Genomic DNA, 12435 nt, shown 5'->3' on the forward strand with positions numbered 1-12435 from the left:
CCGGGGGGGCCCCCCCGGTCGTCCACCCCGTCCCGGCCCCCCCCCGGGGGGGGGGGCCCGCGGGGGGGGGGGGGGGGCGCGCCCCCCCCCCCACCCCTCGACCCGCTTCCCCCGTCAGCTCTTCGGCATCAGGACGGTGTCGATGATGTGGACGGTGGCGTTCGACGTCGGCACGTCACCGCAGACGATGTTCGCGCTGTCGTTGACCTTGAACTTCTCGCCGGAGCCCGCCGTGGTCAGCTTGCTGCCCTCCAGCGTCTTGAAGCTGCCGTCGGCCAGCTTGTCCTGCGTGACCTTCTCGCCCACCACGTGATACGTGAGGATCTTGGTGAGCTGGGCCTTGTCGTTGAGGACCTTGTCCAGGTCGGCCTTCGGGATCTTGGCGAACGCCTCATTGGTGGGCGCGAAGACGGTGATGTTCTTGGCGTCGTTCAGCGTGTCCACCAGACCGGCCTTCTTCACGGCCGTGACCAGGGTCGACAGGTCGGGGTTGTGAGAGGCGGCGGTGGCGACCGGGTCCTTGGCCATGCCGTCGAAGGAACCCGCACCGTCCTTGGGGACCGAGGAGCAGGCGGGCCCGAACGGGCCCTTCATGTCGTCGGCCGACGCGGACGGAGCGAGCGCCGCCAGCGAGAGCGGCAGCGCGAGCGCCGCCGCTCCGACCAGGATCCGGGTGCTTACACGGTGAGCGGTCATGATCAACACTCCTTTGCGGCGGGCTGCGGACCCGCCGGGCCCCCGAGCGGCCCGGGGCCGGTGAGGACGCGGGCTACCGGGGGTCGGCGCGTGGTTCACGCCCTCACATCGGGAATTCGTCGCCGCCCCATGCTCGGATTGCTGTTATTTGCGTAATTTGTCGATTACGGCGAGCTGCCGTCCGTCACTCTTTCGGGGCATCGACCAATCCGTCGTCCGGAGCGCTCCGGATTCCCGGTGATGGAGGCGGATGGCCTTCACAGTTCTGATCGTTGAGGGATTCTCATGCAGACTCGCCTGCGCCGTGCCGCCGTTGTCGTCGCCGCTGCCGCCATGCTGCCGCTGGCGCTGACCGCCTGTTCCGACAGCGACTCCAAGGACAAGGCGTCCGACAGCTCCTCGGCCGCCGCGTCGAAGGGCTCGGACATGGCCAGCCCGTCCGACGACATGGCCGCCGCCGACGACGCGCCGTTCGGCACCGCCTGTTCGTCCGTGCCCAAGGACGGCGCCGGCTCCTTCGACGGCATGGCCAAGGACCCCGTCGCCACCGCCGCCTCGAACAACCCGGCCCTGTCCACCCTGGTCACCGCCGTGAAGAAGGCCGGTCTGGTCGACACCCTGAACAACGCCAAGAACATCACCGTCTTCGCCCCCACCAACGACGCCTTCGCCAAGATCCCGAAGGCCGACCTGGACAAGGTCCTCAACGACAAGGCCCAGCTCACCAAGATCCTCACGTACCACGTCGTGGGCCAGAAGCTGGCGCCCAAGGACCTGGAGAACGGCTCCTTCGCCACCCTGGAGAAGTCCAAGCTCACCACCATGGGCTCCGGCGACAAGTACAAGGTCAACGACACCGCCAACGTCGTCTGCGGCAACGTGAAGACCGCCAACGCCAACGTCTACATCATCGACTCGGTCCTCATGCCCAAGAGCTGACGACCCCTCGACCGACGCGACCGCGCGGGCCGGCCGGCGGGCCGGCCCGCGTAGTACGGACCCCGCACCCGCACGCCCCGGACCGTTCCTCGGCTTTCCGGGGCGGCCGAGCGGGCCGGGGCCGGTCCGGGCAGGTTGCGGTGCCTCCCGGGGAGGTCGTGTCCGGCGGGCGGGAGCGGGTGGGGTGCGCACGGGGCGCCCCCACCGCTCCCGCCCGCGCCTGTCCCGCCCTGCGCCGTCAGTGCGCCCCGGCCCCGAACTCGGCGTGCCGGCCGCGGGCTTCGTACAGCTCGCGGGCGCCCGGGCCCGGCCGGGGGACGGTGGTGCGCCGGGCCTCCGCGCGGGCCTGCTCCATGAGCCGCCTGAACTCTTCCTCGGTCATCGCACTCACCTCACCAGGGCGTCTGCCCGTCACGGGTAATCCGGAGCCGACCGGGCTCCGGACGGGTGCGGTACGGCACGTCCCGCCCTCCCCGTCCCGCCCTCCCCGCCCGAAGGATCCGGCCGTGCGAAAAGGTCCGGCGCCGCCCCTGTCGTACGGGCGGCACCGGACCTTTCGGGTTCCGGCCCACCGCGTGTCAGCGGACGCGGTGGGCCGGAGGCGCCGGGGAGGCGAGGGGGCTACTTCCACGCACCCCAGTGGCCGCCGCCCCAGTGGTCCGAACCGTTGGCGCAGGCGTTGCCGAAGGCCGGGTTGAGCAGGCCGACGACGCTGACGGTGTTGCCGCAGGCGTTGACCGGGACGTGGACCGGCACCTGGACGACGTTGCCCGAGCCGACGCCGGGCGAGCCCCAGGCGGCACCCTGCGCGCCGCTGTCCGCGGACGCGGCACCCGCACCGGCGACCAGCGCGCCGCCGACCGCCACCAGAACCGCCGCACTCTTCAGCACACGAGACACGAAACTTTCCTCACCGCTCGCACAGCCCCCGCACGCGGGCGGGGACGAGGAACTGTCTGTCCCTCATGGGCCATCCGGACCGCGCGCGCTCCGGGATTGGCCGCGGGCCGCCGGTTCACCCGACCGGACCACGCACCAGAACGCCTGTACGCCCGGCCCGTGCGGCGGCCCCGCGTCTTCGGCCGCCCGAACCGGACGATCGGGGGGCGGCGGCTCAGGACGGTGAGCGCAGCCAGCCGCGGGCGCGGGCGGTGCCGGAGGCGACGCGCAACAGCCGGGCGGTGGCGGGCCGTTCGGTGTCGCCGCGGGTGAGCAGGTGGATCTCGATGGCCGCCGCGGGCGACAGCGGCCGCCACACCAGGCCGGCGGGCAGCCCGGGCCGGGCGGACTCGCCGACGACGGAGACCGCGTCGCCCTGGGCGACGGGCATCTGGGCGGCGTCGAAGGACAGGTGCCGCTCGCGCAGCCGCGGGGAGACCCCGGCGCGCTCGAAGATGCCGGCGATCGCGTCGTAGTGCCCGGGGTTGTCGCCGCGGGCGTGCGTGAGCAGGATCTCGCCGGCGAGCGCGGCGACGTCGACGGCCGGGCGCCCGGCGAGGGGGTGCCCCTCGGCCATGAGGACGCCCTGCGGTTCCAGGCGTACGAGGGTGCGCACCAGTTGCGGGGCCGGCGGCGGGCAGCGGACCAGCCCGACGTCGAGGGTGCCGTCGGCGACGCCCGCCAGGATCTCTCCGGTGGGCAGCAGGCGGGTGGAGGTCCTGATGCCGGGATGGGCCTCGGCCAGGGCGGCGAGCAGGGTGGGCGCGGTCTCGTAACCGGTGCTGGCGCTGTAGCCGAAGGACAGGCTGCCGCTCTCGCCCGCCGCGTACCCCCGCACATCGCGCCACAGCCGGTCGGCCTCGTCGCACAGCGCCGCCCCGCGCTCCATCAGGAGCCGGCCGGCCTCGGTGGGCTCCACGGACTGCGTGGTGCGGTCGAGGAGCCGTACGCCCAACTCCTGCTCCAGTTGGCGTACTTGACGGCTGAGGGCGGGCTGGGCGATGTGCAGCCGCTCGGCGGCCCGGGTGAAATTCCGCTCCTGGGCGACGGCGAGGAAGTAGCGAAGACGACGGAGGTCTGCCATGCCGGGCACCCTACAACAGCTCTGACCTGCACCTATGCCTGTTTGTTCTGGACCTCGCGCGAACAGGTCTTTCCCTTCGGCCACGGTGGCTTCCTAGGGTTCGAGACGTCGCAGAGAGCACACCACGAGAAGGGCCCCACTGATGGACGAGCACGCAATCACCGCGGCGAGCAAGGCAGTTGTCCAGGACTACATGGACACCCTGGTGCGGGGCGACCTGGACGCGCTGCGCGGCTTCTTCGCCCCCGACGCCACCTGGACCCTCGCGGGAGATCTGCCGCTGTCGGGGACGTGGACGGGCCCGGAGGAGATCCTCGACGAGTTCGTCCCGGCGATGGTGGCCCGGCTGGTGCCGGAGTCGATGGAGTTCACCTTCGAGGGGCTGATCGCCGAGGGCGACCGGGTCCTCGCCGAGTGGAACACCCGGGGCCTGGCGCGGGCGGGCGGCCGGTACGACCAGCACTGCCTGGCCGTCTTCACGGTCCGGGAGGGCCGGATCACCGCCGTGCGCGAATACCTCGACACCCTGCACGCCAAGACGGTCGTCTTCGGCTGAGCCCGCCCGGACATCCCCGGGCCGGAGTCCCGCCCGGTACGTCCTCGGGCCGGAGCCCGCCGGACATCTCCGGGCCGGAGCCCCCGTACGTCCTCGGGCCGGAGCCCGCCGGACATCTTCGGGCCGGAGCCCCCGTACGTCCTCGGGCCGGAGCCCCGCCCGGACATCTTCGGGCCGGAGCCCCCGTACGTCCTCGGGCCGGAGCCCCGCCCGGACATCTTCGGGCCGGAGCCCACCCGTACATCCCGGCACCGCCCCCGGCCTGAGCCCGCCCCGAATCCCGCGCCCGAGCCACCCCGAACCCCACCCCGAACACGCCACCCCGCCCCGAACACCACCCCGAACACCCCACCCCAGGGACCGAACCCGCCCGACCGCCCCGAGAGGGAGCGCCGGAGGGAGCCCTCCCCTCCCGTCACCAGGAGCCGTGAACCATGAAGGCCATGCTGCCCGGAACCGCCGCCGATGCCGGCAGGCCGGTCGTCCTCGGTGAGGCCGCCGAGCCCGAGCCCACCGCGGGCGAGGCCGTCGTCGCCGTGGAGGCGTACTCCGTCAACCGCGGCGAGACCTTGCAGCTCGACGGCGGCCTCGATCGCCGCTGGGCGGGCTGGCGCCCCGGCAAGGACGTCGCCGGCACCGTCGTCCGGGCGGCGGCCGACGGCAGCGGCCCCGCCGCGGGCACCCGCGTGGTCGCCCATCCCCCCGCGTACGGCTGGGCCGAGCGCGTCGCCGTGCCCACCACGAGCCTGGCCGCACTGCCCGACAGCGTCGACGCCGTGACCGCCGCGGCCCTCCCGCTCGCCGGGATCACCGCACTGCGCCTGCTCCGCGCCGCCGGCCCGCTCGCCGGCCGCCGCGTCCTGCTGACCGGCGCGAGCGGCGGCGTCGGCCACTACCTGACCGAGCTGGCCGCGGCCTCCGGCGCGGACCTCACCGCGGTCACCGCCACCGCCGAGCGCGGCGCGCGCCTGCTGCAACTCGGAGCGACCGGCCTGCTCACCTCGGTGGACGGGGCGACGGGCCCGTACGACGTGGTCCTGGAGTCGGTCGGCGGCACCACCCTGCCCAGGGCGCTGGCCCGACTGGCCCCGGGCGGACGGCTGGTGTGGTTCGGCCAGGCGAGCCGCGAGCCCGTCACGCTCGACTTCTTCGACTTCTTCAAGGGCCCGGTCGGGGCCCGCATCACGCACTTCGACTACACGGTCTCGGACACGACGTACGGCCAGGACCTGACCGCCCTGGTGCGCCTCGTCGGCACCGGCCGGCTGCACCCTGAGATCGGCACCGTGCGCGACTGGAGCCACACCGCCGACGTCATCACCGCCCTGCGCGACCGCCGGATCCGGGGCAACGCGGTCCTGACCGTCGACTGATCCCCGCCTCCGATTACCTCTCCACCGGGCGTGCGGAAATCTATGCCGACGAGAGTAGACATTGGGCGGCGGTGTGGTTATGGTTTCTCACGTAGTCGAGTTCAAGAGGGACCGGCAGACACGAACTGCCGGCAGTAGTACATGCAGGAAGCAGTACGCAGGACGGTGCGGTGGTGGAGTCCCGAAGCCAGGGTTGTCGTAGGACGGCGACGGGGCTGACGACCGGACCGGGTGGCCCGCAGTGACGCAGGGGCCGCCACGAGCAGTACCGCAGTCCCCTCCACAGGGGTCGACCAAGAGGGAAGAACGGAGGAACGAGGCGCCATCAGGATCGCCCGGGCGGATGTGCTGAGCCCGGGTACCGCAGGACATCGATAGTGAGGTGGTCTCCGGTCAAGCAACCGCGATCCCCGCATCCCCGACAGCATCGACGTCGGGACGGCGGACACAGAAGGTCGGCGCAGTAACAGGGCCGGCAGATGGTGTAACAGTTCCTTCGGGGCCCTGGTGCATATGGCACCAGGGCCCCTCAAGCGCGTTCCAGAGAGGTGCAAATGACAGCAGACGATTCGTTCGACCGTCTCGATGACGACGACTACCCCGCCTTCACCATGGGCCGGGCCGCCGACATGCTCGGCACCACCCAGGGCTTCCTGCGCGCCATCGGCGAAGCCCGCCTCATCACCCCGCTGCGCTCCGAGGGCGGCCACCGCCGCTACTCCCGCTACCAGCTGCGCATCGCCGCACGCGCCAGGGAGCTCGTCGACCAGGGCACCGCCATCGAGGCCGCCTGCCGCATCGTCATCCTCGAGGACCAGCTCGAAGAAGCGAAGCGCCTCAACGCCGAGTACCGCCGCGCCGCGGAATCGGCCACCCCGACGACCACCTCCTGAAGACCGCCGACCCGCCGGCCTCCCCGGCCCGGCGGGACCAGTCAGGGGAACGAGTGCCGACACACCTCCTTCCCCTGACTCCCGGACCGGCCCGGTAGAGCCGCCGAAGCGGTACCAGCACCCACCCACCGAACCCACCCACCGAACCCACCCCCCGGATCCACCCCCCGGACCCCCCGAACTCACCCGGGCGGGTCAGCCCGAGGTGCGGATGTCACCCGGACAGGCGTGCATGGAGGCAAGTGCTTGCATCCCGTCGTCCGGAGGTGGCCATGTCCGCGCACGTCACAGCTGTCCGTGGGCCACTCGTATGGTTCCGGGACGACCCGTTCCTGGTCGGCCGCGACGACGCCTTCGTCCACGAGAGCGACGGCCTGCTGATCTGCGAGGACGGCATCATCACCGCGGCCGGTGACTACGCCGCCCTGCGCGACCGGCTGCCCGAGGGCGTCGAGGTGGCCCACTACCCGGACCACGTGATCACGGCCGGGTTCATCGACACGCACATCCACTACGTGCAGACCGGCATCATCGCCGCGTTCGGCTCCCAGCTCATCGACTGGCTCAACCACTACACCTTCGTCGAGGAGCAGCGTTTCTCCGACGCCGACTACGCCCGCCAGGTCGCGTCGTCCTTCTGCGACGAACTCCTGCGCAACGGCACCACGACGGCCCTGACCTTCTGCGCGGTGTACCCGCAGTCCGTGGACGCCCTCTTCGAGGAGTCCTCGCGGCGCGGCATGCGGATGGCCGCGGGCAAGGTCCTGATGGACCGCAACGCCCCCGACGCCCTGCTCGACACCCCGCAGTCGGCCTACGACGACTCCAAGGCCCTGCTGGAACGCTGGCACGGCAAGGACCGCAACCTCTACGCGATCACGCCGCGGTTCGCCCCCACCAGCACCCCCGAACAGCTGGAGGCGGCGGGCACGCTGTGGCGCGAGCACCCCGAGGCGCTGGTGCACACCCACGTGTCCGAGAACACCGGGGAGATCTCCTGGGTGCGCTCCCTGTTCCCGGACCGGCAGGGCTATCTCGACGTGTACGACCACTTCGGACTGCTCGGCCGGGGCGCCGTACTGGCCCACGGCGTGCACCTGACGGGCCGGGAACGCGACCGGTGCTCCGAGACGGGCACCGCCGTCTCGCACTGCCCCACCTCGAACCTGTTCCTGGGCAGCGGCCTGTTCCACGTCCACGACGCCAAGGACGCCAAACGCCCCATGCACGTGGGTCTGGGCACCGACATCGGCGCGGGCACGTCGTTCTCGCTGCTCGCCACGATGAACGAGGCGTACAAGGTCGCCGAGCTGAGCAACTACCCGCTCGACTCCGTCAAGGCGTTCTACCTCGCCACCCTCGGCAGCGCCCAGGCCATGGGCATCGAGGACAAGGTCGGATCGCTCGAACCGGGACACGAGGCCGACTTCGTCGTCCTGGACCCCAGGGCCACCCCGCTGCTGGCCCAGCGCACATCCCGCGTGAACGACATCGACGAACTGCTGTTCGTCCTCGCCGTCATGGGGGACGACCGCACCGTGCGCGCCACCTACATCAACGGAGCCCTGGCCCACGACCGCGACCGCGCGTCCGCCTGAGCCGACAGGAGTACGTCATGGCGAGCACCACCCCCACTCCCGCCCCCGGCGCGGCGCCCGCGGGCGAGCCCGAGTTCAAGAAGCACCCCGGCGCCCGCATCCTGCACGGACCGCACAAGACCATCGGCGGCGTCGAGGCATGGGTCATCTGGGGCCTGTGCACCGTCTTCGTGGTCTGGCTGTTCTCCATCCAGACCGGCTACGCGGTGGTCTCCCCGGAGATCCAGAAGACCGCCTCGCTCACCGTGGCCCAGATCGGCCTCGCCGGATCCATCTACACGTGGGCCTTCGCGCTGTGCCAGTTCTTCTCGGGCGCCCTGCTGGACCGCTTCGGCTCCCGCCCGCTGCTCGCGATCGGCGTCGCCTTCGTCACCGCGGGCGCCTTCCTCTACGCGCAGACCACCAGCATGGCCACCCTGATCGCCGCGCAGATCGTCCTCGCGGTCGGCTCGTCCTTCGGCTTCGTCGGCGCCGGATACATCGGCGGCCAGTGGTTCCCGGCCGCCCGCTACGGCCTGATGTTCGGCCTCGTGCAGTCGCTCGCCTCGCTCGGCTCCGCCTTCGGCCAGCCGGCGATCTCCTGGCAGCTCCAGCACGTCACCTGGCAGCAGCTCCTCAACGGCTTCGGCGCCATGGGCGTGGCCCTGATCGTGCTCTTCGCCCTCCTCGTGCGGAACCCGTCGACCGGCCCGGAACAGCTGGCCCAGGCCACGGGGGCCACCCGGCCGCCGCTCGTCTCCAGCATCTTCCGCGACCTCGGCGCCTGCTTCCGCAACCGCAACGTCGTCCTCTCCTCGGCGCTGGCCGGCGTCTCCTTCGGCTCGATGCTCGCCATGGGAGTGCTGTGGGGCCCGCGCGTCATGGAGGCCCGCGGCGCCAGCACGTCGCTCGCGGCGGTCCTGACCGCCATGTCATGGCTCGGACTGGCCGTCGGCGCGCCCCTGTTCAACCTGCTCTCCGACCACTGGAACAACCGCCGCATGCCCGCCATCGTCGGTGTCCTGCTCCAGGCCGCCGCCGTCTGCCTACTCATCTACCTGCCCAAGGAGACCAACGCCGTCTCCGTGGTCACCATGTTCTGCGTGGGCCTGTTCGCGGGCGCCCACATGCTCGGATTCACGGTGGCCGGCGAGTCCGTCCCCGGCAGGCTGGTCGGCAGCTCGGCCGCCATCGTCAACGGCATCTGCTTCATCATCGGCGGCCTCCTCCAGGCCATCCCCAGCAAGATCCTCCCCGATTCCCCCTCCCTCACCGACTACGGCCACGCACTGCTCATGATGCCGATCCTGCTGGTCCTGGGAGCCCTCGCAGGCTTCTTCATCAAGGAGACCGCCACCCCTCGCCCGTAACCCCGAAGCGAGACGCAACGGGACCGCTTCCCCGGAGCTTTTGCCAGGCGCCTGATGCACTGCGGCAGAGCCACTGCGGTTCCCACCGGATGCCCTACTTGCTGCTTCCGTCTCCATCGATGCCATGCTCGACACCCAGAGGGTTGGGGAGGGACCGGACACCGGGTGGACCGGGGTAAGCCAGCGATTCAGTGACCGGCTGCATGAGCTGGATCAGGATTTATGCGTCTCGGCGGCCATAGTGGCGACCATGCGTACGTGCGCTGTGCTGGCGTGATGCCGAGCCACTAGGCGGGGAACGGCCTCGGCCTCGGGCCGTTCTTCCTCAACTGCAAAAAGGCAGTCGGTGTCAAGCGTGAACCAATTCATCGCGACAGATGAAGATAGGGGCGGGTACGGGTGCCCGTCTCGAAATTTGTGGAAGAGCGCATTTGCTGTAGAACTGCGTTGCCACTTCTCGGCTGCTGCTGGGTCTACGGAATGCGGTGCAGGGCGAGCTCGAACTCATTGGCTCGATGGGCCATCCCTTGTTTCCACGGCGTTGGGTCGGATTCGGCGATCTCCGACCACAGCGCTGCGGTCGCGGTACCGAGTGCCGCCAGCGCCTTTGGATCGGCGTTCTGCCACGACGGGAAGCGGCTTGCGAAGGCGACCGCGCTCTCCGCGGTGTGGTCGGCGTCCATCAGCCTGAGCGCCAAGGCGCCTGGGTCGATCCATGCTGCACCCCGCGTTGGCCACGCCCAGTCGATGAGGCGGGCGCGCCCGTCGGCGACCAGGACGTTGTCCGGGGCGAAATCGGTGTGCAGCAGGGTGTCGCCGCTGAAGTACTGCAGTGTTCCGGGCGGGGCGTAGTCCCTCCAGCGGTCCACCGCGTCCTTGATCTCGATGTCGGCCGGGGCGGTGACCTGTTGCAGTTCGGTGAGCGCGGCTCTCACGAGTGCCAGGTCGGGTGAGCCGGGGCTGTAGTCGGCGTGGCGGCCGTTCAGGACCTCGTATCCGAGAAGGCTCCACCCGCCGGCTTCCAGGTGCCAGTACAGGCGAGGACAGGAGGCGGGCAGGTGGGGGGCGATCGCTGCTTCGCGACGCTGTGCGGTGACCTGCGGATGATCGCTCGCGATGCCCTTCACGAAGACCCTGCCGCTCTCGGTCTCCAGTACAGAGGCGACGCCGGAGTTCATGCCGCCTTGCAAGGTCACCGTCCGGCGTACGGCGCCGCTCTTGTCGGTGACGGCTTGGCGGACGTCGGCCGGGAGCTGTTCGAAGGGGATTCGAGGCATGGACACGCGCGGATCCTCGGGTGCTGGGGAGTTGGGAATGCCGCCCGGGCCAGGGTAAGGCCGGGGCGGCACTCGGAGGGGGGAATGGGCGGCACGGGGACCACCCGTGTCCGGGTCTCTAGTAGGGCTGGTCGTCACCGGCCGAGCAGCTGCACTCGGCTCCCTCGGCGGCCTCGTCCAGGTCGGTGAGGATCTGGATCTCGTCGTCGGCGATCGTGGCGGCGGGCAGTGGCACCGGCAGCACTCCGGTCGGTGTTGATCCGTCCGCCGGGCGGCGGCCGATGGTGAGCATCACTGGCTCGTGCGGCGGGGCCAGCGTTGCGGTGGGTGGAGTCATGATCCGTAGCCTCCGTGTTGGCAATAGAGTTCTCGTCGGTCCCCCGCCTCCTGGTAGAGCTTCGCCAGCGGCCGACAGGCGCGGCACGTGCCGGTCTTCGTGCAGCCGGAGCATCCACCGGTGCGGAGCTGTAGGGACTCGGCGATCGCGCCGAGTCGGGGAAGAGCTTCGAGGCCCTCGGCGATGAGGTTCACGCTCGGGTCGCGGCCGACCTTGCAGATCGAGGCGATGCCGTGCGGATTGACGTGGAAGAACGTGTGCCCGGCATTGCAGCCTGTGAAGACTCTCCGAACCTGCACGTGGCTCTCCGCCTGTGCCGCGAGCGGATTCGCCTCGCCGTCGATCGTGGGTGACATGTTCGTATAGACCTGGTGCGGAAATCCGTACGCCTCGGCGAGGCCCACCATCGCGTCGACCTCGTGCGCGTTGTCGTCCGAGACGATCACGTTGAGGCGGATCGGCAGCCCGTCCTCTCGGGCGGCGTCCAGGCCGGCCGTGAACCGGGCGAAGGCCCCGCGGTTCCTCGTGACCTTGTCGTACGTATCGCCGGTCGCTCCGTACAAGCTCACCGTCAGCCGGTACGGGCGGTGGCGGGTGAAGAGGTCCCGGATCGGCTGCTTGCGCAGGGATGAACCGTTGGTGGAGACCTGGACCATCATGCCGAGCCGGTGGGTGTACTCGTACGCCGCGCCGAACTCGCGGTCGATCAGAGCCTCGCCGCCGGTGATCTGCAACCACAGCACTCCGGCGTCCCGCAGCATGCGCAGGAGTCGCTGCTTGTTCTCCCAGTCCAGGCCCTCGAACCGCTTTTCCCCGAGGTAGCAGAAGGAGCAGTCGTAGTCGCAGCCGAGGTTGATCTCCCAGGATGCCTTCGCGTAGCCGTACGGGGACCGCTTGCGGACGAGGACGGTGTCGCCGAGCGGTGCGGCGGGCAGCTCGGTGCTCCACGCCCTCTTCGCCGCGTCGGTCACCCAGGTCGGGACCGGCCGTTCTGTCGCTCCGGCCGCCGCCAGTTCTTCGTAGCGCGCTTCCGGGATGCGTATGCCGGTCGCTCGGCCGGGCTGGAGGAGAAGGTACTGCGCCAGGAACGGACTGGCCACGAGACGTTGAGCTGTTCCGTCCTGGACTTCCTGCGCGCTGGTACGCGTCGCTGGGGTCATGTGATCTCCGCCTGTAGGTAAGGGAGTTAGAAGCGGTTGGCCTAGTAGGGCGGGACGGGGCACACCTCGACCGGCCTCAGGGTGTTGCGAGGTTGTCGTCCCGCTCTTGTGCGACCACCTGGTTGGGCCGCCCGCGGTCGATGAGGCGCAGTACCGCGTCGGGGGTGCAGAGGTCACCCCGGCCGCTCATCGGGATCATCCAGCGGCAGCGCGACATCTCGGGATCGTTGCGGC

At 70.6% G+C, this 12435-nt stretch carries 14 protein-coding genes; 6 read left to right on the top strand and 8 right to left on the bottom strand.

Annotated features, from left to right (window positions below; translation table 11 throughout):
* Positions 1 to 114 precede the first annotated feature (114 nt).
* Positions 115 to 696, bottom strand: coding sequence for a fasciclin domain-containing protein (locus ACIP5K_RS13145; protein ID WP_401408557.1), 582 nt, complete (start codon positions 694 to 696; stop codon positions 115 to 117).
* 285 nt (positions 697 to 981) lie between these two features.
* Here ACIP5K_RS13145 and ACIP5K_RS13150 point away from each other — a divergent pair, with 285 nt between their 5' ends.
* Positions 982 to 1635 (top strand): fasciclin domain-containing protein, encoded by a 654-nt coding sequence (locus ACIP5K_RS13150; RefSeq protein WP_401408559.1) that lies wholly within the window; start codon positions 982 to 984, stop codon positions 1633 to 1635.
* 238 nt (positions 1636 to 1873) lie between these two features.
* Here ACIP5K_RS13150 and ACIP5K_RS13155 read toward each other — a convergent pair whose 3' ends face one another.
* From ACIP5K_RS13155 to ACIP5K_RS13165, 3 genes are all read right to left on the bottom strand, one after another.
* Entirely contained in the window at positions 1874 to 2017 is a 144-nt protein-coding gene (locus ACIP5K_RS13155; RefSeq protein WP_401408561.1) for a hypothetical protein, read from the bottom strand.
* A 239-nt stretch (positions 2018 to 2256) separates the two neighbouring features.
* Positions 2257 to 2535, bottom strand: a complete 279-nt coding sequence (locus ACIP5K_RS13160; protein WP_401408564.1) for a chaplin — start codon at positions 2533 to 2535, stop codon at positions 2257 to 2259.
* Between the two features lie 214 nt (positions 2536 to 2749).
* Positions 2750 to 3658, bottom strand: a complete 909-nt coding sequence (locus tag ACIP5K_RS13165; RefSeq protein ID WP_401408567.1) for a LysR family transcriptional regulator — start codon at positions 3656 to 3658, stop codon at positions 2750 to 2752.
* A gap of 142 nt (positions 3659 to 3800) precedes the next feature.
* Between ACIP5K_RS13165 and ACIP5K_RS13170 the strand changes: the two genes are divergently transcribed.
* The 5 genes from ACIP5K_RS13170 to ACIP5K_RS13190 all read left to right on the top strand — a co-directional run bounded on the left by ACIP5K_RS13170 (position 3801) and on the right by ACIP5K_RS13190 (position 9427).
* Positions 3801 to 4214, top strand: a complete 414-nt coding sequence (locus tag ACIP5K_RS13170; protein ID WP_401408570.1) for a nuclear transport factor 2 family protein — start codon at positions 3801 to 3803, stop codon at positions 4212 to 4214.
* A 434-nt stretch (positions 4215 to 4648) separates the two neighbouring features.
* Positions 4649 to 5587, top strand: a complete 939-nt coding sequence (locus ACIP5K_RS13175; protein ID WP_401408573.1) for a zinc-binding dehydrogenase — start codon at positions 4649 to 4651, stop codon at positions 5585 to 5587.
* Between the two features lie 554 nt (positions 5588 to 6141).
* Complete coding sequence (locus tag ACIP5K_RS13180; RefSeq protein ID WP_401408576.1) at positions 6142 to 6480, top strand: MerR family transcriptional regulator; 339 nt, start codon at positions 6142 to 6144, stop codon at positions 6478 to 6480.
* A 272-nt stretch (positions 6481 to 6752) separates the two neighbouring features.
* Positions 6753 to 8078: a guanine deaminase gene (gene guaD, locus ACIP5K_RS13185; protein ID WP_401408579.1), complete on the top strand. Its 1326-nt coding sequence runs from the start codon at positions 6753 to 6755 to the stop codon at positions 8076 to 8078.
* Between the two features lie 17 nt (positions 8079 to 8095).
* Positions 8096 to 9427, top strand: a complete 1332-nt coding sequence (locus tag ACIP5K_RS13190; RefSeq protein ID WP_401408581.1) for an MFS transporter — start codon at positions 8096 to 8098, stop codon at positions 9425 to 9427.
* Positions 9428 to 9900: 473 nt separating this feature from the next.
* On the opposite strand, the gene ACIP5K_RS13195 is transcribed toward ACIP5K_RS13190, so the two are convergent.
* The 4 genes from ACIP5K_RS13195 to ACIP5K_RS13210 form a co-directional block, all read right to left on the bottom strand.
* Complete coding sequence (locus ACIP5K_RS13195; RefSeq protein ID WP_401408583.1) at positions 9901 to 10704, bottom strand: phosphotransferase family protein; 804 nt, start codon at positions 10702 to 10704, stop codon at positions 9901 to 9903.
* A gap of 118 nt (positions 10705 to 10822) precedes the next feature.
* Positions 10823 to 11041: a hypothetical protein gene (locus tag ACIP5K_RS13200; RefSeq protein ID WP_401408585.1), complete on the bottom strand. Its 219-nt coding sequence runs from the start codon at positions 11039 to 11041 to the stop codon at positions 10823 to 10825.
* Positions 11038 to 12201 carry a radical SAM protein gene (locus ACIP5K_RS13205; protein ID WP_401408588.1) on the bottom strand — a complete coding sequence of 388 codons (1164 nt, stop codon included), beginning with the start codon at positions 12199 to 12201 and terminating at the stop codon, positions 11038 to 11040. The genes ACIP5K_RS13200 and ACIP5K_RS13205 overlap by 4 nt, the downstream gene beginning before the upstream one ends.
* Before the next feature lie 76 nt (positions 12202 to 12277).
* A complete protein-coding gene (locus tag ACIP5K_RS13210; RefSeq protein WP_401408590.1) occupies positions 12278 to 12418 on the bottom strand; it encodes a hypothetical protein in 141 nt (46 codons plus the stop codon).
* Between the last annotated feature and the right edge of the window lie 17 nt (positions 12419 to 12435).

Origin of the sequence: Streptomyces sp. NPDC088785, from assembly GCF_044750685.1 — a bacterium.
GTDB lineage: Bacteria > Actinomycetota > Actinomycetes > Streptomycetales > Streptomycetaceae > Streptomyces.

What these genes read in the sequence shown, in the direction of transcription:
- ACIP5K_RS13180 (WP_401408576.1), top strand. Translation starts at nt 6,142, where the DNA reads ATGACAGCAGACGATTCGTTCGACCGTCTCGATGACGACGACTACCCC.
- guaD (WP_401408579.1), top strand. Translation starts at nt 6,753, where the DNA reads ATGTCCGCGCACGTCACAGCTGTCCGTGGGCCACTCGTATGGTTCCGG.
- ACIP5K_RS13205 (WP_401408588.1), bottom strand. Translation starts at nt 12,201, where the DNA reads ATGACCCCAGCGACGCGTACCAGCGCGCAGGAAGTCCAGGACGGAACA.
- ACIP5K_RS13150 (WP_401408559.1), top strand. Translation starts at nt 982, where the DNA reads ATGCAGACTCGCCTGCGCCGTGCCGCCGTTGTCGTCGCCGCTGCCGCC.
- ACIP5K_RS13170 (WP_401408570.1), top strand. Translation starts at nt 3,801, where the DNA reads ATGGACGAGCACGCAATCACCGCGGCGAGCAAGGCAGTTGTCCAGGAC.
- ACIP5K_RS13155 (WP_401408561.1), bottom strand. Translation starts at nt 2,017, where the DNA reads ATGACCGAGGAAGAGTTCAGGCGGCTCATGGAGCAGGCCCGCGCGGAG.
- ACIP5K_RS13145 (WP_401408557.1), bottom strand. Translation starts at nt 696, where the DNA reads ATGACCGCTCACCGTGTAAGCACCCGGATCCTGGTCGGAGCGGCGGCG.
- ACIP5K_RS13190 (WP_401408581.1), top strand. Translation starts at nt 8,096, where the DNA reads ATGGCGAGCACCACCCCCACTCCCGCCCCCGGCGCGGCGCCCGCGGGC.
- ACIP5K_RS13195 (WP_401408583.1), bottom strand. Translation starts at nt 10,704, where the DNA reads ATGCCTCGAATCCCCTTCGAACAGCTCCCGGCCGACGTCCGCCAAGCC.
- ACIP5K_RS13210 (WP_401408590.1), bottom strand. Translation starts at nt 12,418, where the DNA reads ATGTCGCGCTGCCGCTGGATGATCCCGATGAGCGGCCGGGGTGACCTC.
- ACIP5K_RS13200 (WP_401408585.1), bottom strand. Translation starts at nt 11,041, where the DNA reads ATGACTCCACCCACCGCAACGCTGGCCCCGCCGCACGAGCCAGTGATG.
- ACIP5K_RS13175 (WP_401408573.1), top strand. Translation starts at nt 4,649, where the DNA reads ATGAAGGCCATGCTGCCCGGAACCGCCGCCGATGCCGGCAGGCCGGTC.
- ACIP5K_RS13165 (WP_401408567.1), bottom strand. Translation starts at nt 3,658, where the DNA reads ATGGCAGACCTCCGTCGTCTTCGCTACTTCCTCGCCGTCGCCCAGGAG.